Below are 23,263 nucleotides of genomic sequence, written 5' to 3' on the forward strand. Positions count from 1 at the left end.
AGTCGATTGAGCCGCACCGTCGTGGCGGTGAGCGTCGTCGCCGCGGTGTCCACCGGGTGTGCGCAGTTCTCCGTTGAATCCTTGCCCGCGCCGGGCGCTGGGCGTGACAGTTGGCCATTGCACATCGACTTCGATACGGTGATGAACCTCCCGACCGAGGCGAAAGTGACGGTCAACGGGTTGCGGTCGGGGATCGTCACCGACATCGCCGCGGCACCGGACACGGCGAAAGTCACGGTCCGGCTGGACCCGTCGACCGTTGTCGGCAAGCACGCGACGGTCGAATTGCGGCAGGACACGCTTCTCGGGGACACCTACGTCGCGATCACAAACCCGGCCGACGCCTACTCCACCCCGCTTGCCCGCGGTGGGACGATCGGCAAGGACCAGGTGAAACCTGCGGTCCAGGTGGAGCAGTTGCTGAACAGTCTGGCGAACTTCGTCGGCGGCGGCAGCCTGCCACAAATGGGCAACACGTTCGACCGGCTGGTGCGCCAGTTCCCGAAAGACCCGGCGGAAACCCGCCGGGCGAGCAAGGTTCTCATCGGAACCCTGCACGCGCTCGCGTCCCAGGGCGACAACCTCAAGACGATGCTCTTCTCCTCGGGGGAGATCGCCCGCCAGCTCGCCGAGATGGAGGACCAACTGAAGTTCGTCCTCAGCCCCCAGGGCGTCCAGTTCATCGACGCGGTGACCGTGCCCGTCCAGATCATCGACTTGATGGGCCGCCTCCAGGCCGCGCTGATCCCGATGCTGCCCGCCGTGCCCGTCATCAACGCGCTCAGTCAGGTCATTGAACGGGTCGTCAAGCCGTTGCTCATCCCGGGCTGGCCGGACTACTTCGGTCAGGCGTCGAATCCGCAGGCACTCCTCAACATCCTCACCGACCGTCTCATTCCCTTCCTCAAGGCAGGTCCCGCCGTTAATGTGAACCGAGTCGCAATTGAGAACGACGTGCCCAACGCACAGCTTGCCGACACCATGCTGCGGCAGATGCGGATGATGGGGTTGGCCCGATGACCGGTTCGGTACGCGCGCACGGCCCGCGCTGGACGGTGAGCCCGGTCACCCGTGAGCTCATCTTCAACATCATCACCTTTGTGACTGTCGTCGCCCTGTGTGGTGCGTACCTCGCGGTGTTCGTCTACCGGTGGAACCCGTTCGAGAAGACCTCGACCGTCACCATGAATGTGCGCGACACCAACCTGATTCTCGACAAGACCGGTGTGTTTGTGAGCGGCGTGCGGATCGGTGCGGTGTCGGCGGTGGACCTGACGCCCGAGGGTGCGTCGGTCAAGCTGACCTACCCGACGACTATGAAGATCCCGGTGAACACGCCGTTGGAGATCGGCATGCAGTCGGCCCTCGGTGAGCCCTACATCAACTTCATGCCGGCGGGCGCGACGGGCGGGCCCTATCTGCGCGACGGTGACGTCGTGGCCGCCCGCAACGTCGGCGAGCCGGAGTCGATCCCCGCCACGTTCGAACAGATGCAGACCATGATGTCGGTGGTGGCCGTCGATCCACTGGCCGCGGTGCTGCGGGAGTCGTGGCAGGCACTGAACGACACCGATGAGGCGACGGGGCGGATCAGCGATGGTTCCCGGCTGCTCGCCGGGATCTTTGCGTCGCGAGTTCCGAAGATCCGCGCCATGTTTGCGGCCACGCAGCGCTACAACGAGAACCTGCTCTGGACCGTTGGTGCGGTGCCGAAGCTCGTCGACTCGTTGGCCGTGGTCTTGTCCGAGTATGCCGGAACGCTCAATGCCGTCGGCGTCTTGGTGAACAAGGGCGGCATGTACGAGAACCTGAGTGGGACCATCGGTCCGAACCTGGAGAAGGCGACGGACTATCTGGTCAAGATCTTGCCGCCGACGATGGATGCGCTGGGGCCGATCATGCCGATCGTCTCGGCGCTCAACCAGACGATCCCGCAGATCAACCTCAGCGAATTCTTGTCCGATGCGCTGCAACTGTTCGGTTCGGGCAACGGCATGCGCGTGGTGGTGACCCCGGTGAAGTAATGTCCGCCCCGCCCATCCCGATGCATAGAAAGGATCTCTGTGTCCACCAACTCCACCAGTGATCGCGAACCGGCCGGCGACGACGAGTCGCCGGTGACTGAGCCGGATTCGATCGCGGCCGGCGATGTGGCCGACGACGGTGCCGCCGACCGCGCTGATGATGGCGAGGTCGTCGTCAAGGCACGCAAACGTCCAGCGGCGTCCTCGGTCGATGGTCGGTCGGACGCCCCAAGTGCCTCTGGTTCGGCGTCGGCAGGGAAGGCCGCACCCAGACAGATCACCCTGTCGGTGCGCACCCTCCTGATCGGTCTAGTCGGACTGCTCGTCGCCAGCGGGCTGATCTTCGGGGTCGTCGACAACTTTCGGGTGCGCGGTCAGCTGAACGATATTCGCAGCCAGCAGAGCAACAATGCGAAGGCCGAGCAGGTCGCGGGGGAGTACGCGGTCCGGGCCGCCACCCTCGACTACAAGGACCTGACGCCGTGGGCGGCGAACCTGAAAAAGGGGGTGTCGCCGCAGCTGTCCAAGCAATTCGACGTGGCGGTGCCGGCGATGCAGCAGATTCTTACCCCCGTCCGCATGAGTACCACCGCGACGTTGGTATCGGCGAAGACGACCGATGTGGCCGGCGATATCTACCGGGTGACCGCCGTCGTCGAGGTCACCACCAAGAGCCTGCAGACTCCCGATGGGGCATCGTCGCTTGCCGCGTATGTGCTGACGCTGAACAAGGCCGACAATTGGCTGATCACCGCCGTGGGCGATCAGGCGTCGCCCGGTTCGCCGAAGCTGCCGGGCATGCCGCAGCAGGGCCAGTCGGGCGATCAGCCGACGCAACCGGCCCAGCCCACTGCGCCCAACCCGGCGCCCGGTGGGTGATCGCGTGACCGCCTCATCAGCCGCTCCCACCCCGGTCGCGTCGATCCTCTCGGACAACATCCGCGACAACGCCGTCGGTCCGTTGCGCACGCTGGGCCGCACCTTCCAGCTTGCGGTGCACGGTGTTGCGCAGATGCTCCTGGATATCGGGCGCTGGCAGCTGAAGGTCAAAGAGACCTTGATTCAGGCGTGGTATCTCGTGAGCGTCACCGCGCTGCCGGCATTTCTGATGGCCATCCCATTCGGTGTCATCGTGACCATTCAGATCGGCAACGTCATCAATCAGCTTGGGGCGCAATCGCTCCTGGGTGCGGGTTCGGGTTTCGCCGTGATCCAGCAGGCGGCGCCGCTGGCCTCGGGCATGTTGCTCGGTGGCGCGGGGGCTTCGGCGATCGCCGCCGATTTGGGCGCGCGCAACGTGCGCGAAGAAATCGACGCAATGCGCACGATGGGAGTGGACCCCATCCAGCGCTTGGTGGTCCCGCGGATCATCGCCTCGGTCCTGGTCGCCCCGTTGCTGGCCCTGTTCATCATTCTCGTGGGGGTGGTTGCGGCGTACTACGTCGCGGTGCTCGGACAAGACGTCGGAGCGGGTAGCTACTGGCAGTCGTTCGGTGCGTTTGCGTCGGTGCGCGACGTCGTCCTGGCGATGGTGAAGGCAGTCGTCTTCGGCTTCATGATTGCCGTGATCGGTTGTCAGCGCGGTCTAGAGGCGCGGGGCGGGCCCAAGGGTGTTGCCGACGGTGTGAACGCGACCGTTGTCGTCTCGACGGTCGCCATCATCGTGGTGAACATGGTGATCACCCTGGTCTACACGGTCTTCTTCCCCATGCAGCTCGGCTGAGCCGGAACAGCGCACGCCAATTGGCCTTTCGCCAGTTGGACTTTTCGGCACGGACCACGCTGACACGGACCACGCCGACACGGACCACGAAGGATTCCCGTGGTATGGATTCGCTGGACTGGACTGGATTGTGGTAGCCCACATCCGGCCCGGCGGCCTTCACCGCTCCGCCAGCTGATCCCCAAGTGCCGCGGAAGCACAGCTAGGCGGTGGGGAAGGCTCCGATCGCCTGCACCGTCAGGTAGCTCGGGTGCGCGGGATCGAGGACCAACCGCTGCTTCCGGCTCCGCGCTTTGATCAGGTCGGGCACCAGCGTGAGGAATCGGGGGAAGCTCGCCGCGTAGACGTCGACGCGCAGGCGATGGCCCGCGTCGATGACGGCATCAGTCGGCACGAGATCGATGTCGATCGCGACCGGCACGTCCACCGGGACGGGGAGCTTGCGGACGCGGGTGAGGTAGTGGTGCGCGTGTAGCAGGTTGCCGTCGGCATCCCATTCGGACTGGGCGCGGTCGAGGGCGCGATTGGCAACGGTTAGGCCGCCGTTCGTCAGAACCGTCGACGTGCCGTCGGGTGCAACATCGTTGACCGTTACCGTCCACGTGCCCTCCTGCCCGGTGCTCGCCACGTAGAGCCGCAGGTTCGCCGCCCCACTGATCTGTACCGGTTCAGTAGCGGCCGCAGTGGTGAAGCTCAGTCCGCCGCGCTCCTGGAAGGACGAATCGGCGAAGAACTTCGGACCCAGGGCGATCGCCGCGCCCGCAGTCACCTGAGCCATATCCCGGGACATGAAACCGCGGATGTCGGCCTGGATGGGCAGCGACACCGGTTGAGTCACGTCGATCACGGGGCCACTCGACGTCAGGCTGCCGTCGTGGCGGCTCCGCGGCGCCGTTCCCGACGCAGCATCGGTCAAGTACAGGCGCTCGGTCGTGACGCCGGGCCGGGGGAAGTCCGGACCCGAGGTCCAGCCGCCGCCCTGCTGCTCCAGCACCACCGGACCGTAGCCGTCGATCCCGTTGTCGATGTCTTTGAGCCAGTGGTCGAACCATGCGCGCTCGAGAACATCGAGTCGCGGGGGGGTGAAACGCCCACCGAGGCCCGTGCCGACATCGACGTGATAGCCGTTGCCGACGAGCATCTGCTTCTCCCCGGGCTTCAGGTTCAAGTTGCGGTAGACCTCGGTACCGCTGTGACCGAACAAGTCGTGCCAGCCGCCGACGGTGAAGGTGGGGCACGCGATGTTTGCGACCTTGGGGTCGCGCTCATCGAAATACGGGTCGTCGAAGATCCGCTCGTCCCGGGTGGTGAGGAAGCCCCACAGCAGCGACGGGATCTCGGTGGCGGGGGACTTGATGCGGTCGCGCAGCCAGCGGGCGGTCTCGCCGCGGCCGAGGTCGGCCAGGAGGGTGCGGGGGTTGGGCGCCCACTTGAGGATGTTGACCATACTCAACCAGATGGGGATGAAGGCTGAATGCATCCCGCCGGTGATGTAGATGTCGCGCACGATGTCCGAGCAGCCCTCAATGGCGAACACGGCCTCCAGTGCGCGGGGCCGCTTGTCGGCGGCTTGCAGCGAGTTGATCGCTGAGTACGACCAGCCCGCCATGCCGACGCGACCGTTGCACCACGGCTGGGTGGTGACCCAGTCGATGAGTTCGAGCGAATCCTTCTGCTCGCGTATGCCCAGGATCTGCCACTTGCCCTGGGAGACACCGGTGCCGCGCACGTCGACAAGAACCTGGGTGTAGCCGCTGCGCACGAGGTTGCGGTTGATGCCGAAGATGTCGAGAGCGCCGCCGGCGATGACACCGGTCAGTCGCGTGATGCCTTCAAGGGTGGTGCCCGACGCGTCGACCGAACCCGATGCCGAGCGCACCGCCTTGCCGACGACCGGCATGTTCAGTGCTTCATCGAGTACTTCGAGGAGTGCCCGGTTGTACGGGTTGATCGACAGGATGGCCGGGTAGGGGGAGTCGACCGGGGTGCCCAGTCGGGTGGCCGGACGAACGACGGTGGCCCGCAGGCGCACGCCGTCGCTCATCGTGATGGTGACGCCGCGGTCGATGTGCACACGCGGGAAGGGCTGCTTGCCGTCGACGAGGGCGCGCCACGCACGGGCATTGGCGCCGCCGGTGGGATCGCCGAGCGGGAGTGAGTGCGGCGCATCGTCGACGCGTACCACGGGGGCGGCGTGCGCCGATTTCTTGCCTGTCGGGTCCAGCCGGTAAGCCATCACATCACCTGCCCGTCGACGCAGTCGCCGGGCACGGTGCCCGGCGCTGGGTTGACCTGTCTACGCATTTCCGCAGCCTGTACAGGTGCACAATCTGGTACGCCGACTGTGATCTGTACCACCGGAACGCTGTTGCCGAATATAACCGATACAGGTCACGAAACGTTAACCGGGGGGTGCCGTTTTGGTGACCTGAAACGCCTTGCGCGACGGGTCGATTGACCCACTTCAGGGCACCCGGGGGTGCTCGGACACGTCGTCGGCAAGACGAGCGGCGGCCTCGAGTGCCATCCAGCCCGAAAGTTGCACCGACAAGTCGCGCTCGGGCGTCTCCGACGAGTGCACCGCCCCGGCGATGAATTGCGCATTCGATCCCGAATCGGCCGGGATCACCGCCTGCTGCCGCCAGTCGGCGCTGAACAGCGGCGCGTCGTTGACGATCGCCCGGGTCTGCCAGACGGCTTCGGCGGTGTCGACGACGATCCGGCCGGCCCTGGTCCGCACTGCCTCGGCGCCGGGGCCGTCGGGTAGATCGGTGGCGATCAGCGCCAGGTACCGCACCAGTATCCCGGCGAACAGGCCGCCGTCACCACCGCCGGCGCCGGGCACGATCCGTGCCGGCCCACCGCGCGCGTCGCTGAGGTCGGTGCGGACCAGCAGGTGCTTCTCGATTGCTTCGAGGACCTGCCCGATGCGGTCGCGGTGGCGCACACCGCCGGTCGCGCGCAAAGTCTCCAACTCGGCGCCGAGCACCACGCCCTGACAGTAGGTGTAGATCGCCGTCACGATGTCCCAGTCCGCCCCGCCGGGGCCGCCGGTCGCTTGTTTGATGCCGTCGTAGACCAGTCCGCTGACGGGGTCGAGGAGCTTCTCGTGCATCCAGTCGCACATCGCCACGGCCCGTTCGGTTTGCCCGGTGCGCGCCATCAGGATGGCCCCGGGTCCATTGGCGGGGGTGTTGAAGAAGTAATCCATGGTCCGCCACGGGATTCCGCCGCCTTTCGGCGGCGCCCAGGAGTCGAAGATCCGCCCGGCCAGTACGCGTTCGCCGCGGGCGCTGCCGACGCCGAGGTGGCGCCGGGCGCGTTCGATCGCGAGCCCCAGCCAGGCCATGTCGTCGTAGTAGTCGTTGGTCCACCGGCCCAGGTTGCGCACCCGGATGCCGCGGAAGAGTCGCGCGAGCGTGGTGGGGCCGACGCTGCCGGGGCGGGCGGTTTCGGCGTCGACGAGTAGATCGACCAGGTGCGCGTGCCACCAGTAGTGCCAACTGGTGGTGGCGGACCTGGGCCAGGCGACATCGGCGATGAGCGTGCCGGGGATCCACGCGAGGCGGTGCAGGTGGCGGGTGATGACGGCATCGGCGGCATCGGCCGCGCGCGCCGCGGCCTCGGTCTGCGACGCGCGTGACGACGACCAGCTCTGACGAGTTCTACCGGATTTGGATCGCTGCACCATACCCGGTAGCCTAGGCGGTTGTTGTGGACAAGCGTCCGCAACAAGGTTCAGCCAGAGACCGTTGGTTACGGGAAGTCGCACGACGACTCGTTGAAGGCTCGGCGTCACGCACGTCGACGGCCCACGCAGGATGACCCGAGGAATACCGTGCGACGACGATGATCGTCGCGGTGTACGCCCCGTGTGCTTCCTGCGCCGGGGCGTTTCGTTTTCTTTCGAAAGCGTCGTTGCGTTGATTTCGGTCCGCCGGCGTTCTGGAGAGCATCCACGTGAAATGAGAGGAGGCGAAGTATGGCCAAGTCCGACAAGGTCGCCGCAGTCGCGGAGATCGCAGAGCAGTTCAAGGGGTCTTCGGCAGCGGTCGTCACGGAATACCGTGGCCTGTCCGTGCCGCAGATCTCCGAGCTGCGTCGTTCCCTCGGTGAGGGCGCAACCTACTCCGTCGCCAAGAACACCCTGACCAAGCTCGCCGCGAAAGAAGCGGGCATGGAAGGGCTCGACGAGCTGTTGTCCGGTCCGACCGCCATCGCCTTCGTTGAAGGCGAGCTGGTGGTCGCGGCCAAGGCGATCAAGACGTTCGCCAAGGACAACAAGGCGTTGGTCATCAAGGGCGGTTACATGGACGGCCGCGCGCTGTCCATCGCCGAAGTTGAGGCCATTGCCGACCTGGAGACCCGTGAGGTTCTCCTGGCCAAGCTCGCCGGTGCCATGAAGGGCAACTTGGCTAAGGCCGCCGGTCTGTTCAACCAGCCGGCATCGCAGGTGGCGCGTCTTGCCGCCGCCCTGCAGCAGAAGCAGGAAACTGCCGGCGCGGAGTAAATCCCGCCCCACCGACCATCCGGTCAACCGCACAACCCCGGTCGGCACTGCGTATCGCAGCTGCCGGCCACCTAAAGGAAGGACGCCATCATGGCGAAGCTCAGCGCTGACGAGCTCATCGATCAGTTCAAGGAACTGACTCTGCTGGAGCTCAGCGATTTCGTGAAGAAGTTCGAAGAGGTCTTCGAGGTCACCGCGGCCGCCCCGGTCGCCGTGGCCGCTGCCGGTGCGCCGGCTGCCGGTGGCGACGCTGCTGCCGAGCAGGACGAGTTCGACGTCGTTCTGGACTCGGCCGGCGACAAGAAGATTCAGGTCATCAAGGTTGTGCGCGAGGTTGTCGCCGGCCTGGGCCTGAAGGAGGCCAAGGACCTCGTCGAGAGTGCCCCCAAGGCGCTCCTGGAGAAGGTGTCCAAGGACGACGCCGAGGCTGCCAAGGCCAAGCTGGAAGAGGCTGGCGCCAAGATCTCCCTCAAGTGACCTGCTGAGCCGGCCGTATTCGTCCGGCGCAGTGCACTGCCGAACGCCCCGTGGACCTGTTCCGCGGGGCGTTTGCGTTGCCGCCGGTGGCCGGGCGAGCGACAGCGACTGCGGCTGGCTATTCCCTGGTCCACCTGGCGAAACGAGTGCCATAGCAGCCTGCGAGGATGCGTGCGGTAGGCCGGACGCCGATGCCGGGAACCGTCACCGTCGGCGCATCCATGGCGGCGAAGGACTCCTCGACCATTCGGGCGCTCACCCGCGGGGCACGCTAGACCGCGGCGGTGGCGGGCCGGCGCATCGACAGCCCTGGCCCGGGTGCTGACAGCGAGGCTTGATTCCGTCGATCTGTGGCGCGATCCTTGACTTCCGACCATTGGAGCGCGCCATGGCACCGTCAACCAGCTATCGGCTTCTGCAAATTGCGCTGGCAGCATTCGGCACCGTAATGGTTCTGCTCTATCCGCTGGCGGTGGTGTGGCCGTCGGGTTGGGCCTGGCATCAGGGCGCCCCGCACGAGTCCGACTACTTCATGATGATCGTCGGTGTCTACGCCACGCTGGGCGTCTTTCTCTGGAACGCAGCACGCCGCCCGGAAGCCCATCTCAGCCTGATCTGGTTCACGGTGGCCTCAAGCCTTGTACACGCCGTGATCATGGCCGGGGAGTCGGCCGGGCCGCACGTCGGCCATCTGTGGGGTGACGTGCCGGCGTTGCTGCTGGTGGCGATCGTCCTGTCGGTTCTTGTGCGAGGGTCGGGCATCGGACGACAACCAGCCCGATAGTCACGCCCGGCAGGCGAGGAGGCGGCAGGATTGTCGGTCATCCTGAATCTTCGCTAAGATCCTACTGACTAGTAGGCCAGGTGTTGCTTATCCACAGATGTGGGGAGCGGTGGTCGACGCCGACTGATTTGTGGGATAGAGTGACTGCGACCACATCTGTCCATAGGGGATGCGGGAGTCATACGGGCTGCCGTTCGCGGACGAACGACTGGAGGGATCCGCAGTGGGTGTAGAAGTTAGCGTGGAGGGACTGAGTAAGTCCTTCGGCTCACAGAACATTTGGCGCGACGTCACGTTGACCTTGCCCGAGGGCGAGGTCAGTGCGCTGCTAGGCCCGTCGGGTACCGGTAAGTCGGTCTTCCTCAAGACGCTGATCGGTTTGCTCCACCCCGAGCAGGGCTCAGTCATCATCGACGGCACCGACATCACGAAGTGCTCGGCTCGCGAACTCTATGAGATTCGCAAGCTGTTCGGCGTCCTGTTCCAGGACGGCGCCCTATTCGGCTCGATGAGCCTGTTCGACAACATCGCCTTCCCGCTGCGCGAGCACACCAAGAAGTCGGAGACCGAGGTCCGCTCCATCGTCATGGAGAAGATCGACCTGGTCGGTCTGGCCGGCGCCGAGGACAAGCTGCCCGGCGAGATCTCCGGCGGTATGCGCAAGCGCGCCGGCCTGGCCCGCGCGCTCGTGCTGGACCCGCAGATCATCCTCTGCGACGAGCCGGACTCTGGTCTGGACCCGGTCCGTACCGCATACATCAGCCAGTTGCTGATCGACATCAACGCGCAGATCGACGCGACGATTCTCATCGTCACGCACAACATCAACATCGCGAGAACGATCCCCGACAACATCGGCATGCTGTTCCGCAAGGAACTCGTCATGTTCGGTCCGCGCGAGGTGCTGCTGACCAGCGAGCAGCCAGTCGTCAAGCAGTTCCTCTCCGGTGACCGCTTCGGCCCGATCGGCATGTCCGAGGAGAAGGACGAGGCCGTGGCCGCGGCCGAGGCCGCGATGCAGGCAGCGGGCATCTCCGGCGGTGGCACCAAGGACGACTTCAGCGAGATCATCGCGCAAGTTCAGCCGAACCCCGGGATGCCCGAGCGCAAGGCGGCCACCCGCCACCGCCGCAACGTCGAGGAGATCATCCACACGCTCCCCGCGAACGCCCAGGAAGCCGTCCGCCGCAGCATGGAGGAAGAGGACAAGATCCTCGCCGAGAACCGTGCCCAGGCGGCGGTGCAGGCCAACCTCGCGCAATCGGCGGCAGCCGCGGTCGCAGCGGGCTCCGCGGCGGCCGGTGTGACGGCCAACCGGGCGGCCGACGACGCCACCGATGTGTTCAACACCGTGGGGGAGGCAGCCGATGAGGGCAATTGGGTCACGCCGTCCGATGCCGATACCGCACCGGTGCGGACCGACGACAGTGGGAGCGCTTAGCCGATGACGACTGCCACCCAGCGTGGCGTGGATCGAATTGCGAACGCCGGCGCGGGTGCGCTTCAACAAACCGGCAGGATCGTCCAGCTATTCATCGACGTTGCACGTCAATCCGTTGTGCGCCCGTTTCAGTGGCGGGAGTTCATCCAGCAGGCCTGGTTCATCGCCAGCGTCACCATCCTGCCGTCGGCGTTGATCGCGATCCCGTTCGGTGCGATTGTCTCGCTGCAGACGGCCTCGCTGATCAAGCAGATCGGCGCGGAGTCGTTCACCGGTGCCGCCAGCGTTCTGGTTGTCCTGCAACAGGCGTCGCCGATCATCACGGTGCTGTTGGTCTCCGGCGCGGCCGGTGCGGCGGTCGCCGCCGATCTCGGCGCGCGCACGATTCGCGAGGAGATCGACGCGATGGAGGTGCTGGGTATCAACCCGGTCCATCGGTTGGTGGTTCCGCGTGTGCTGGCGATGGTGCTCGTCGCCGTACTGCTCAACGGTCTTGTCGCGGTCGTTGGAATCGCGGGTGGCTACTTCTTCAACGTCATCGTGGAGGGCGGTACGCCGGGTGCCTACCTGGCTTCCTTCGGAACCCTCGCCCAACTGCCCGACCTGTATGTGTCGACCGTTAAGGCCGCGATCTTCGGTCTGATCGCCGGCGTGATCGCCGCCTACAAGGGGCTGAACCCGAAGGGCGGACCGAAGGGCGTCGGTGAGGCGGTCAACCAGTCCGTCGTCATCTCGTTCCTGCTGCTGTTCTTTGCCAATCTGATCATCACGGCGGTCTACCTGCAGATCGTTCCGGCGAAGGGGGCCTGATTATGGCCGACGGTGGCGTGACCATTGCCAAGAGCCGGGGCGAGTACCTCGGGTATGAGATGCGCAAGCAGGTGCAGAAGCCGCTGCGAGTACTCGATGCCGCCGGCGAACAGATGTCCTTCTACGGGCGGGCTGTCGCCTGGATCCCTCGGACGATCGTCCGCTACTACCGTGAGGTGCTGCGGATCCTTGCGGAGGTGGCCTTCGGCTCCGGCGGCCTCGCGGTCATCGGCGGCACTGTCGGCGTGATGGTCCTGATGTCGGGCTTCACCGGCGTCGTCGTCGGCCTGCAGGGTTACGCTGCGCTGGAGAACATCGGCGCCCAGGCGTTGACCGGCTTCCTCTCCGCCTACGTCAACACCCGTGAGGTTGCCCCGTTGATCGCCGGTCTCGCGCTTTCGGCGACGGTGGGCTGCGGGTTCACCGCACAATTGGGCGCCATGCGGATCTCCGAGGAGATCGACGCGCTCGAGACGATGGCCGTCCCATCGATCCCGTTCCTGGTCAGCACACGGGTGATTGCCGGCTTCGTGGCGGTCATCCCGCTCTACGTGCTTGGATTGCTCGCCGCCTACATGGCGTCGAGGACGATCAACACGACCTTTAACGGGCAGTCCAGCGGCTCATACGACCACTACTTCAACTTGTTCCTTCCCCCCGAAGACGTCTTGTGGTCCTTCGGCAAGGTGCTCATCTTCGCTTTCGTGATCATTCTGGTGCACTGCTACTACGGCTACTATGCCAGCGGCGGGCCGGCGGGAGTCGGCGTGGCGGTGGGGCACGCGGTGCGTGCCGCGCTGGTGCTGATCGCGTTGTTGGACTTCTTCTTGAGCCTGATGATCTGGGGTACTTCGACAACGGTGCGAGTGGCGGGCTGACACGATGGCAACTCTTCGACGCCGGCTCTACGGGCTGGCATTCTTCCTCGTCATTATCGCGTTTATCGGTGGCTCGATCCTGAAGTACCAGGGCCGCTTCACCGAGACCAAGGACGTGACCCTGCGTACCGACTCGGCCGGCAACTCGCTGACCGAGCGGGCCGATGTCAAGGCGCGCGGCATGGTGGTGGGCACGGTGTCCGCCATTGTGCCGTCCGGTGATGGCAAGGTTGACATCGTGTTGGCGCTACAACCCGACAAGCTGCACCTGTTGCCGCGCGACACGACCGCGCGAATCCTGCCGAAGACGCTGTTCGGTGAGCGCTACGTGGCGTTGGAGGTTCCACGGGAGCCGACGACGGCGGCAACGCTGGTGGCCGGAGACCAGATCAGCACCGACACGGCGGGTAACGCGCGAGAGGTTCAAGACCTCTTCGATCGCCTGCTGCCGCTCCTCAAGGCTGTGCCGCCGCAGGATCTGAATGTGACGCTGACCGCCCTCAGTCAGGCGCTGACCGGACGGGGACAAGAGCTCGGTGAGACGATCAAACGTCTCGACGCCATTTTCACCGAGGTCAACGCGCACACCGATGACCTGCAGGGGACGCTGCGGGGGCTGGCGTCGTTCTCGACGACCTACTCCGATGCGCTCCCGTCGATCATCGACGCCCTCGACAACCTGCGGGTCACCGGCAACACGCTGGTCGAGCGCGAGGGCGACCTCGCAGCGTTTATCTCGACCCTGGGCGTGGCGGCTGACGACACGACGGCCTTCCTGCGCACCAACCGCGCCGACCTGATCACCATCTTCACCGGCTCCCAGGATCTGCTGGCGGGTCTCGCGCGCCAGTCACCGGTGTTCGGCTGCACGTTCAAGAACTTCGCCGGCCTGATCCCCGAGTCGCGCCGGATCGTCGGCGAAGGCACCCCCAATCCGGGTGTGCGGGTGAATCTGCAGTTCGTCAATCCGCGCGGGCGCTATCTGCCCAACCAGGATGAGCCCCGACTGTTCGACTACGATCGTGGACCGATCTGCTACCAGCCGGCGAAGAACGGCCGCCCATTCCCGCAGTATCCCGGTGGCGGACTCGCGGACGGCTCGTACCAGGTTCCGTCGCGCAATCCGGGCCCGCGGAACGTCCCAGAGATGCCGCCGGCGCAGTTCTCCGCGCTACCGGCGGGCCAGGTCAAGTCCAATCCGTGGGCCGATCCGGTGTATCGGGCCCAACTACAGATGATTTACGGTGGCGCCAGCGGCGTCGCACCTGAGCAGGTCCCCAGTTGGGTGACTCTGATCGGTGCATCGAGGTTGCGGGGAGCTCAGGTGAATATGCAATGAAGTCGATCGTTCCACCACTGGTCAAACTGATCGTCTTCGCGGTGGTCACCGTCGTGTCGACCTCCCTGCTCGCGTTGACGATTGCGAACGCCGGCTCGACGGGCAAGCATGATTTTCAAGCTGTCTTCGACGACGCGGCGATGCTCATCAAGGGCGACGATGTGCGTATCGCCGGCGTCCGCGTCGGTTCCGTCAGCGATGTCGAGGTGTTCGAGAGGAACCGCGCGAAGGTGAGTTTTGCCGTCGATCGGGACTCGTTACCGGACGGCACCCAGGTGTACATCCGCTATCGCAACCTCACCGGCATGCGCTATCTCGCGCTCGACCGCGGGGCCGGCGACAGCGGAAAGCGGCTGACGCCGGGTCACGTCTTCGGACTCGACCGCAACGACACGACGACACACGCGGCAGTCAACCTGACCGAGCTGTTCAACGGCTTCAAGCCTGTGTTCGTCCAGCTGTCACCGGAGGACGTCAACAAGCTGGCAGACCAGATCATCCAGGTCTTTCAGAACACCCCGGGCCAGGACATGGGGGCGACCATGTCGTCGCTGCTGTCGCAGACCGCAGAGCTGACCAATACGCTCGCTGATCGCGACCAGGTCATCGGTGAGTTGATCACCAACCTCAACAAGGTGCTCGAGACCGTCAACGCCCACGACTCGCAATTCGAATCGTTGCTGGTCAACACGTCGAAGTTGGTCACGGGGCTGGCCGCGCAGCGTGGCTCGGTCGGCTCGGCGATTACGTCGGTGTCCAACCTGACCAGCGTGATGGGTTCGATCCTCGGTCAGACACGACCAGCGATCGCCGGTGGAATCGCCGGTCTGAAGGCCGTGTCCGACGAGATCAACAAGCGCGATAAGGATGTCGAGGCGATCATCACGAACTTGCCGCCGAAGCTGGAGAAGATCGGTCGCGCCGCATCCTTCGGCTCGTGGTTTCAGTTCTACCTGTGCGGGATGGACGTGGTGATGGGCAACGGCAAGTCGGTCTTGCTGAGTGATCCCCTGATCCCGCAGCCCGACATCAACCACGTCCTCTACACCAGCGCGGCGACCCGCTGCTGGCGCGACGAGAAGCGGCCGGGATAGACATGGTTGACGATAAGGATCCAGCAGGCATGCCAGAGAACGACCTTCCCGACGCCGAGCCACAGGTGTTGCATCCGTCGCGGCGCTTCGCCGGTCGGCGCTCGCCGATCACGGTCGGGGCGTTGGGTATTTTGATGCTGCTGATGGCCACGATGGCGTCGTTCTATCTGTCCGATCTGCCTATCGTCGGTGCCGGTCCCCGCTACACAGCAGAGTTTTCCGAGGCGGCGGGCCTGCACGCCGGCAATGAGGTTCGCGTGGCGGGTATCAAGGTCGGCAAGGTCGACCGCGTCGGCCTCAACGCCGACGGGAACAAGGTGAACGTCGTGTTCACCGTGGCCAACACGTGGATCGGGGATCAGACGCAGGCCTCCATCCAGATCAAGACGCTGCTCGGCCAGAAGTTCCTCGGGCTGACCCCGCGCGGATCGCGATCGGCGGACCCGACGAAACCGCTGACCGACACGATTGCTCCGTACGACGTCATCGAGGCATTCTCCGACGCCAGCAACCAGTTGTCCGAGCTTGACACGGACAAGGTGGCGGAATCGCTGCAGACCATGTCGACCGCGTTCTCGGGGACCGCGGGCGACTTCGGTCCGGCGCTGACCGGGCTGAGCCGGTTGTCCGAGACGATCGCCAAGCGCGACCAAGAGGTGCAAAAGCTCCTCGCCGCGACGAAGACCACCTCGAAGATCCTCGCTGATCGGAACGAGGAATTCACTCGCTTGATCGCCGGCGCCGGGCAGTTGCTCGACGAGTTGAACAACCGGCAGAAGTCCATCTCGGCCCTGCTCTCGTCGACGACGACGCTGAGCAAGGCCCTGAGTGGGATCGTCGCCGACAACGAGGCGCAGATCGGGCCGGCCCTGAAGTCGCTGCAGCAAGTGGCAGCACTGCTGACCAGGAACAAGGACAACCTGGGTCGGTCGATCCAGAACCTCGCCCCGTTCTACCGGCTGTACGCGAACGTGCTCGGCAATGGCCGCTGGTTCGAGTCGATGGTCACCAACCTGCTGCCGCCGGCCCTGCCCCAGACACACACCACACGACCACCGAACAAAGTGAAGATGCTCAATAACGGCGGAACCGAGGCCGGGTAGATGACGACCCCAGATCTGACGACGACAGCCGGCCCAGGCCGCTGGTTCACCCCGCGCCACATCGTCGGGATCGTGCTCGGCACGGTTCTCGCGCTGATCGCCGGCTCCGTGCTCTGGTGGGCATTCTCCGGCATTGGCACGACGACGATCAACGCGACGTTCAAGCGCTCGATCGGCATCTATCCGGGCACCGACGTGAAGATGCTCGGCGTGCCGGTCGGCGACGTCCGGAGCGTGCGGCCCGACGGTGACCGCGTGCATGTCACGATGCGCGTGCAGCGCGGTTTGAAGCTGCCCGCGAACGTTCGGGCGGTGCAGGTGGCGCCGTCGGTCGTGGCAGACCGATACGTCCAGCTCACCCCGGCCTTCACCGGTGGTCCGCAGGCTTCGCGGAACATCACGCTCGGTATCGATCAGACGATGGTGCCGGTGGAGATCGATGAGCTCTACGCGAACCTGCAGCGCTTGTCCAAGTCCTTGGGTCCCAACGGCGTGAATGCCAAGCACGGGGACAAGGAAGGCGCGGTCAGCGAGTTCGTCCGCGTTGGTGCCGATAACCTGCGCGGCAACGGTGAGAAGCTCGGATCGGCGTTCGAGAATATGTCTAAGGCGGCGACGACGCTCGCCGATTCCAGTGGCAACCTCGTCGACACGATCAAGCAGCTCAACACGTTCGTCGGGGCACTCGACGAGAACGATGCGCAGGTGCGGCAGTTCAACACGCAGATGGCGTCCTTCAACACCTTCCTGTCCGGTGAGCGCCAGCAGCTGGCGCAGGCATTGGCCACTCTCTCGGTCGCGCTGGGCGACGTTGCGCGGTTCGTGAACAACAACCAGCAGATCATCGGCGACACGGTGCGTTCGCTGCAGCCGACGACGGCAACCCTGCGGGCCAATCAGCAGTCGCTGAAGGAGATCTTCACCGTGCTCCCGGTCACCGTGTCGAACCTGATCAACGCCTACGACGCCGAATCGGGCACGCTCGCCATGCGGCTGACGATTGAGGATCTGCAAAACCTGTTGGCGGCGCAGTGCAAGCTGGTCAATCCAGGCAGCATCATGCCGGGCACCCAGCCGTTCCTCGAGTGGCAGCACAAGATGGCTCCGATTATCAGCCACTGCACCGACATCGCCGCGCAGATCAAGGCCGGCACCAGCCCGATGCTGCCCGTGCTGCCGTTCGGCATCATGAGCAACGACAAGACGCAGCGCTACGCGGTGCCCGGCACGCGCCCGGGCCGTCCCGATCCGGGGATGTCGGTGCCCCAGCCGACGACACCGAATCCGCAGACCCCGCGCCCGTCCACGCCGAAGCCGTCCCAGGCCCCGGAGAGGGGAGGCAACTGATGCGATTGATTAAATCCGCCACAGTCGCAGCCGTTGCCGCCACGACCGTCGGTTTGGTGTCGGCGTGCAGCGGCCTGCAGCAGGTGCCGTTGCCCGGTGGCGTGAACGTGGGCGACAACGCGGTTGCGTACAAGGTGAAGTTCGACGACATCCTGGACTTGGTGCCGCAGTCGTTGGTGAAGATGGACGGAGTCGTCGTCGGCCGGATCACCACGATCACGATCGAGCCAGACGAGTGGCAGGCCACGGTCAACATCCTCGTCCGCAACAACGTCAAGCTGACCGACCAGGTGCATGCCGCCGTGCAGCAGACCGCCCTGCTGGGCGAGAAGTTCGTCGGGTTGAGCGAGCCGCCGAACGCGAAGGGGGCGGCGCCGCAGAACCCGGCCAGCCCGATCACCGGTCTGGATTCGCAAGGCCATCCCCGCACCCGGACCGCAACCGATATCGAGCAGGTGCTCGGTGCCATGTCGATGTTGCTGAACAACGGTGGTCTCAATCAGTTGCAGCCGGTCGTCAGCGAGTTGACGAAGGCGTTGGAAACGGCGACGGTCACTCGGACCGGGAGCGACGGCAAGTCTTACACGGTCAACAAGACGCGTAGTCTGCTGCGGCAGACCGACAAGCTGATCACGAGTCTGAACAAGCAACGCGACGACATCGTGACGGCGATCGATGGTTTGGCCCGGCTGTCGACGAGGACCGCGGCACAGACCTCGCAGATCGAGCAGATCCTCGAACAGCTGCCCGCCGGTGTGCAGGTGCTGGAGGCGCAGCGGCCGCAACTGGTCGAGCTGCTGACCAAGCTCGACAAGCTCGGTGTCGTCGGAGTCGACGTGTTGGGTAGGTCTCGCGAGGCGATCATCTCCGACCTCAAGGCGCTGCGTCCGATCCTGTCGGCGTTGGCGAAGTCGATGCCCGATGTGATCACCGCCGCCCCGCTGATGCTCACCATTCCGTTCCCGGACTGGTTGACCCCGGCCGCAAAGGGCGACTCAACGAACCTGTTCATGACGCTGGACCTGCGGCTCCTCAACCAACTCGAGGCGCTCGGCGTCGGCCAGGGCCAACCGATCTACTCGCCGCCCAAGGCGCGCAACATCCCCGTCGATGCGGCGAACCCGTATTACAAGGGCAACGGCCCGCGCTGGGGCTGGCCGACGGTCGGTTTGCTGCCGCCGCCGCCGAACTCGCGGATCGGCCCGTGGACGCCGCCATCATACGGCGGTTACGCGCCCGTTCCATCGCGGCATCCCTCGGCGGGGCAGCAGCGCATGCGTCGCCCGCAGTACATCGTGTTGACACCGCCCAAGCCCGGTCAAACGCCGATCGACGGCCCCCTTTCGATGTTGGGAGATCGGTGATATGACGCGAATGGTCAAGATCCAACTGGTCCTTTTCACCATCCTTGGTCTGGTTGCGATGCTCTACGCCGGTGCCAAGTACGCGCGGCTGCCGCGCCTGGTCGGCCTCTCCGAGTTCCCGATCACGGTGCAAATGCCTGAATCGGGCGGCTTGTTCGCCAATGCTGAGGTGACCTACCAGGGCGTACCAGTCGGCCGTGTTCAGTCGATACAGCTGACCAAGGACGGCGTGAACGCCAACGTCCAGATCCGGCGCGGTGCGCCGAAGATTCCGGCGTCGGCGGCCGCGGTCGTCGCGTCGCGCTCTGCGATCGGTGAGCAGTACCTCGACCTGCGTCCTAAGACTGCCAGCGGGCCGTTCATGACGTCCGGATCGTTGATCAAGGCGCAGGACGTCACCCTCCCGCCGCCGTTGGAGGATGTCGTGAACTCGGCGTTGGACTTCGCGGAGTCGGTGCCGGTGGATGATCTGCGAACGGTTGTCGAGGAACTGGGCAAGGCATTCAACGGCCAGGGGGAGAACCTGACCCGGTTGGTGACCTCGCTGAACACCTTGTCCAAGGCGGGGTATGACTCGCTGGGCGACACGATCGCGCTGCTCCAGCACTCGAACCGCGTCCTGGCAACGCAGGCGGACCAGTCGGATGCGATTCTCGCGTGGTCGAAGAACTTGGACCTGGTCACCGCGACACTGGCCTCGGCCGACCCGGATGTTCGGCGACTCCTGTCGACCGGACAGGCGTCGGCGATGGCACTGTCGAACCTCCTGCAGCAGCAAGGCGGGGATATCACGAAGGTCGTCAAGGATCTGGGTTCGGTGGTGAAGACCGCGATTGCGCCGACCGGCTGGTCCTCGAACGCACTTTTCGCGATGTTGTCGGCGCTGTCGGCGGGATCGCACTCGCCGGCGCCCGGAGACGGCCAGATTCACTTCGGTGTCGTACTGGAGATGAATAACCCGGCGGCGTGCACGCAGGGCTACGAGTCGACACAGGTCATGATCGACGCGATCAAGCGCAAGAATCCGTCGTTCGACATCAACTATGACGACTTCCCGCTGAACCTGAATGCACGCTGTACAGTGCCGCAGGGCTCGCCGACGGGTGTTCGCGGAGCAGCCCGGGCGTCCCTGGCGAACCCGAACATCCCACAGCCGTGGGATAACAAGCCGAAGAAGGATCCGGATCGTCTCGATCTGAATCCGCTGGCGTCGCAGTTGGCCTGGCTCCTCGGCGTACACACGAAGTAGCCCGGTGGCGGCGGTGTCCCAGGCGAGACCGCGACGTCGGCCTCGTAGCGAGATTCGCCCCGGGCACGACGACGCGGATAGGGTGGTGCGGATATGACTGACGAGAAGAATCCCGACGAGAAGGCGGCCGGCGGCACGGCCGACGCGATCGATCCGATCCACCGGGACGACGACACCGCGTCGTCGTCCGACGTGGCCGACGAGAAAGCTGAGGTGGCCGACGATGTGGCCAGCGAAGCCGACGAGACGGCAGTCGACGGTGACCCCGCGCGGGTCAGGTCCACGCGCTCGTCGGTTCTGCCGAGTGGAACCTGGATGGTGGCGAGCCTGATCGCTGTTGTCGGGCTCGTCCTCGGCGTCGTCGGCGGTATCATCGGTGTCCGCGCCTACCTCGACGGCGGGACGGTCCGGGTGCGCGATGCGGTCCTGGCCACCGCCGAGACCGCCGCGATGAACGTGACCACCATCGACCCGAAGAATCCGGACAAGTTCAAGCAGAACGTGGAGTCTGTGCTGACCGGCCGGGCACTTCAGGAACTGAAGGGCAAGGGCTTCCAAGAGGTGCTCGAGCGCAAGGATGCGCCTGGCCGGCTTGAGGGCCGCGTTCGGCGCAGCGCGGCCACCGAGGTCAATCGCGGCGACAAGGCGGGGAAGGCCCTCGTGTACGTCGACGTCGTCGCGAAGGCGCCGGGACAACCCGACGTCCCCCAGACGATGGGCTTTCTCATCTCAGTCCGAGAAATCGACGGCAAGTACATGGCGGATGCGATCACCGCTTTCAACCCGATCTCGTATGCCGATCAGCAGCGGGCGAATCAGGGTGGCGCACAACCGAATCCGAATCAGCAACGGCCCGGTGGTAACTGATGTCCGAGATGCCTCCGAAGAAGAAGCGCCCCCGCGTCGCGGGCCAGCCGCGCCCGGGTGCGGATCGAACCGGTCGCCCGCCCAGCCCTCGGCCGCCTACCGGTGCCGTGCGCCGCGCGCCTATTGAGCGCCTTGATCCGGGTGCGCAGGCACCGACGGGCAAGATCGCCAAGACGGCGCCGACACGGGCCTCGACGACCAAGTCCACCGCCAAAACGGCGGGCAAGGGCACCGCGCTCCCGGCCGGTGACGGCGAGCAGGGCGGCAGCGGTAAGCCCGGCGTCACCAAATCGGCCCCGAGTCGCCTCCGCGCGACGGACTCGGCAACGTCGCGCGGCCCGGTCTTCCTCGCCGCCGCGGGCATCATCGCGCTGGTGGTCGGGCTGTTGGGCCTGTGGCACCCGGGGGCCGGGAACGGCGAAGACAAGAGCTTTGTCGACCAGTCCGCGACATCGGAGGTTCTCGGACAGATCGAGACGGCGGCGTGCGCCATTCTCGGCCCGCGCCGCGGCGAGACGATCGACAAGTGGATCGCCACCTCGCGCGCCGTCCTGGTCGGCCCGGCTCGCGCCGAGTGGGAGAAGCAAATGCCCACCAACCGCGACGTCATCCAGCAGACGCAGCAGACAAATGAGTGTCGCGTCGACGCGATCGGGCTCCGCGGGCTGACCGGCGGCGGCGACGGCTCCACCGCCCAGGTGCTCGGCAGCCTCGTACTCAGTATGAATCAGGGCGCGACAGCGGCCGGCAGCATCGTCGTCGGGATCCAGTACCAGGTTCTCCGGCAAGACGGAAAGTGGAAGATTACCCGCGTCGACGCCTGGGGCTGACCGAGTGCCGCCGGCGTCGGCTCGCCGCGAGAACTCCTACCCGAATTTTCCCGAAATGCTTGACGTTCGCGTCCCGACCGGTCAATCTAATTGCGACGACCGCGCACTCTTTGCCAGCGCGCGCGGAATCACCATCGACGCGACTTGACAAAGGTCGCTAGATTTCTGATACAGTTGGACGTTGCGCTGGCTGCCTCCTGTCCACATTTGATCCGCCCGTTCCGCACGCGTTGTGCTGTTATCGAGCGTTTCGCCCTGTCAGGTCGCCAGACCAGCGACACAGGCGCAAGCCCACCTCGTAGCAGCTAGTCAACTTTCGTGTTGGAAGGACGCATCTTGGCACCCAACCGCCAGTCCACCTCAACCACTTCGATCCCGGGCGCACCGCACCGCGCCTCGTTCGCAAAAATTTCCGAGCCGCTGGAAGTCCCCGGACTACTCGATGTTCAGTTGGATTCGTTCCAGTGGCTCGTCGGCTCCGACAAGTGGCGGTCCGAAGCGCTTGTCCGCGGCGAGGAGAATCCGGAAGGCGGACTGGAGTCGATCCTGCGCGAGCTGTCCCCGATCGAGGACTTCTCCGGCTCCATGTCCTTGTCGTTCTCCGACCCGCACTTCGAGGACGTGAAGGCGAGCATCGCGGAGTGCAAGGACAAGGACATGACCTACGCGGCGCCGTTGTTCGTCACCGCGGAGTTCATCAACAACAACACCGGTGAGATCAAGTCGCAGACGGTGTTCATGGGCGACTTCCCGATCATGACCGACAAGGGCAGCTTCGTCATCAACGGCACCGAGCGGGTGGTGGTGAGCCAGCTCGTCCGCAGTCCCGGTGTCTACTACGACTCCGCCATCGACAAGACCACCGAGAAGACACTGCATTCGGTCAAGGTGATTCCCGGCCGCGGCGCGTGGCTTGAGTTCGATATCGACAAGCGCGATACCGTCGGCGTGCGGATCGACCGCAAGCGACGCCAGCCGGTCACGGTGCTACTCAAGGCGCTCGGTCTGACCACCGAGGAGATCAAGGAGCGTTTCGGCTTCTCCGAGATCATGATGTCGACGCTGGAGAAGGACCCCGCGTCCAACTCGGACGAAGCGCTGTTGGAGGTCTACCGCAAGCTGCGCCCGGGTGAGCCGCCGACCAAGGAATCCGCCGAGGCGCTGTTGGAGAACCTGTTCTTCAAGGAGAAGCGCTACGACCTTGCTCGTGTCGGCCGTTACAAGGTCAACAAGAAGCTGGGGCTGACCGACAACCCGATGAACGGTCCGTCCACGCTGACGACCGAGGACATCGTCGCGATCGTCGAGTACCTCGTCCGGCTGCACGATGCTGATCCGCATGTGACGCCGCTGGCCAAGGTGGCCGGCCCCGATGCGCTCGAGGTGCCGATTGAGGTCGACGACATCGACCACTTCGGCAACC

20 protein-coding genes and 1 pseudogene are annotated in these 23,263 nt (G+C 65.2%); 19 read left to right on the forward strand and 2 right to left on the reverse strand.

What is annotated here, in order from left to right; genetic code table 11:
* The first annotated feature begins 6 nt into the window (after positions 1–6).
* Genes B4M62_RS07695 through B4M62_RS07710 form a run of 4 tightly spaced genes read left to right on the forward strand, consistent with a single transcriptional unit; the run spans position 7 to position 3,747 of the window.
* The gene (locus tag B4M62_RS07695; protein ID WP_290706382.1) at positions 7–1,020 is read left to right on the forward strand and encodes an MlaD family protein; all 1,014 of its coding nucleotides are present in this window, start codon (positions 7–9) and stop codon (positions 1,018–1,020) included.
* On the forward strand, positions 1,017–2,024 hold the full coding sequence (locus B4M62_RS07700) for an MlaD family protein (RefSeq protein WP_290706383.1): 1,008 nt from the start codon (positions 1,017–1,019) through the stop codon (positions 2,022–2,024). Before B4M62_RS07695 ends, B4M62_RS07700 begins: the two co-directional genes overlap by 4 nt.
* A 39-nt stretch (positions 2,025–2,063) precedes the next feature.
* Positions 2,064–2,903 carry a hypothetical protein gene (locus B4M62_RS07705; protein ID WP_290706384.1) on the forward strand — a complete coding sequence of 280 codons (840 nt, stop codon included), beginning with the start codon at positions 2,064–2,066 and terminating at the stop codon, positions 2,901–2,903.
* A 4-nt stretch (positions 2,904–2,907) separates the two neighbouring features.
* Positions 2,908–3,747 carry an MlaE family ABC transporter permease gene (locus B4M62_RS07710; RefSeq protein ID WP_290706385.1) on the forward strand — a complete coding sequence of 280 codons (840 nt, stop codon included), beginning with the start codon at positions 2,908–2,910 and terminating at the stop codon, positions 3,745–3,747.
* Between the two features lie 202 nt (positions 3,748–3,949).
* Here B4M62_RS07710 and B4M62_RS07715 read toward each other — a convergent pair whose 3' ends face one another.
* Together B4M62_RS07715 and B4M62_RS07720 are read right to left on the reverse strand one after the other, a co-directional pair.
* On the reverse strand, positions 3,950–5,983 hold the full coding sequence (locus tag B4M62_RS07715) for a CocE/NonD family hydrolase (protein WP_290706386.1): 2,034 nt from the start codon (positions 5,981–5,983) through the stop codon (positions 3,950–3,952).
* 228 nt (positions 5,984–6,211) lie between these two features.
* Positions 6,212–7,438, reverse strand: a complete 1,227-nt coding sequence (locus tag B4M62_RS07720) for a glycoside hydrolase family 76 protein (RefSeq protein WP_290706387.1) — start codon at positions 7,436–7,438, stop codon at positions 6,212–6,214.
* Between the two features lie 291 nt (positions 7,439–7,729).
* Between B4M62_RS07720 and rplJ the strand changes: the two genes are divergently transcribed.
* From rplJ to B4M62_RS07795, 15 genes and pseudogenes are all read left to right on the forward strand, one after another.
* Positions 7,730–8,257, forward strand: coding sequence for a 50S ribosomal protein L10 (rplJ, locus tag B4M62_RS07725; protein WP_290706388.1), 528 nt, complete (start codon positions 7,730–7,732; stop codon positions 8,255–8,257).
* 90 nt (positions 8,258–8,347) lie between these two features.
* A complete protein-coding gene (gene rplL / locus B4M62_RS07730; RefSeq protein WP_290706389.1) occupies positions 8,348–8,734 on the forward strand; it encodes a 50S ribosomal protein L7/L12 in 387 nt (128 codons plus the stop codon).
* A 388-nt stretch (positions 8,735–9,122) separates the two neighbouring features.
* Positions 9,123–9,518 (forward strand): DUF6632 domain-containing protein, encoded by a 396-nt coding sequence (locus B4M62_RS07735; protein WP_290706390.1) that lies wholly within the window; start codon positions 9,123–9,125, stop codon positions 9,516–9,518.
* A gap of 223 nt (positions 9,519–9,741) precedes the next feature.
* Positions 9,742–10,959: an ABC transporter ATP-binding protein gene (locus B4M62_RS07740; RefSeq protein ID WP_290706392.1), complete on the forward strand. Its 1,218-nt coding sequence runs from the start codon at positions 9,742–9,744 to the stop codon at positions 10,957–10,959.
* A gap of 3 nt (positions 10,960–10,962) precedes the next feature.
* Entirely contained in the window at positions 10,963–11,769 is an 807-nt protein-coding gene (locus B4M62_RS07745; protein ID WP_290706393.1) for an MlaE family ABC transporter permease, read from the forward strand.
* A gap of 2 nt (positions 11,770–11,771) precedes the next feature.
* Entirely contained in the window at positions 11,772–12,647 is an 876-nt protein-coding gene (locus B4M62_RS07750) for an MlaE family ABC transporter permease (protein WP_290706394.1), read from the forward strand.
* Positions 12,648–12,651: 4 nt separating this feature from the next.
* Entirely contained in the window at positions 12,652–13,986 is a 1,335-nt protein-coding gene (locus tag B4M62_RS07755; protein WP_290706395.1) for an MCE family protein, read from the forward strand.
* A complete protein-coding gene (locus tag B4M62_RS07760) occupies positions 13,983–15,080 on the forward strand; it encodes an MCE family protein (protein WP_290706396.1) in 1,098 nt (365 codons plus the stop codon). The genes B4M62_RS07755 and B4M62_RS07760 overlap by 4 nt, the downstream gene beginning before the upstream one ends.
* 2 nt (positions 15,081–15,082) lie before the next feature.
* Positions 15,083–16,183 carry an MCE family protein gene (locus tag B4M62_RS07765; RefSeq protein WP_414651808.1) on the forward strand — a complete coding sequence of 367 codons (1,101 nt, stop codon included), beginning with the start codon at positions 15,083–15,085 and terminating at the stop codon, positions 16,181–16,183.
* A complete protein-coding gene (locus tag B4M62_RS07770; RefSeq protein WP_290706398.1) occupies positions 16,184–17,530 on the forward strand; it encodes an MCE family protein in 1,347 nt (448 codons plus the stop codon).
* Positions 17,530–18,894, forward strand: coding sequence for an MlaD family protein (locus tag B4M62_RS07775; RefSeq protein WP_290706399.1), 1,365 nt, complete (start codon positions 17,530–17,532; stop codon positions 18,892–18,894). The genes B4M62_RS07770 and B4M62_RS07775 overlap by 1 nt, the downstream gene beginning before the upstream one ends.
* Position 18,895: 1 nt before the next feature.
* Positions 18,896–20,143, forward strand: a complete 1,248-nt coding sequence (locus B4M62_RS07780; RefSeq protein WP_290706400.1) for an MCE family protein — start codon at positions 18,896–18,898, stop codon at positions 20,141–20,143.
* Positions 20,144–20,236: 93 nt separating this feature from the next.
* Positions 20,237–21,010 (forward strand): hypothetical protein, encoded by a 774-nt coding sequence (locus B4M62_RS07785; RefSeq protein ID WP_290706401.1) that lies wholly within the window; start codon positions 20,237–20,239, stop codon positions 21,008–21,010.
* A 107-nt stretch (positions 21,011–21,117) separates the two neighbouring features.
* Positions 21,118–21,840 carry a hypothetical protein gene (locus tag B4M62_RS07790; RefSeq protein WP_290706402.1) on the forward strand — a complete coding sequence of 241 codons (723 nt, stop codon included), beginning with the start codon at positions 21,118–21,120 and terminating at the stop codon, positions 21,838–21,840.
* 336 nt (positions 21,841–22,176) lie between these two features.
* Positions 22,177–23,263, forward strand: a pseudogene (locus tag B4M62_RS07795) (DNA-directed RNA polymerase subunit beta); the annotation flags it as partial.

It is taken from the genome of Gordonia sp. UBA5067 (assembly GCF_002414845.1).
Classification (GTDB): Bacteria; Actinomycetota; Actinomycetes; order Mycobacteriales; family Mycobacteriaceae; genus Gordonia; species Gordonia defluvii.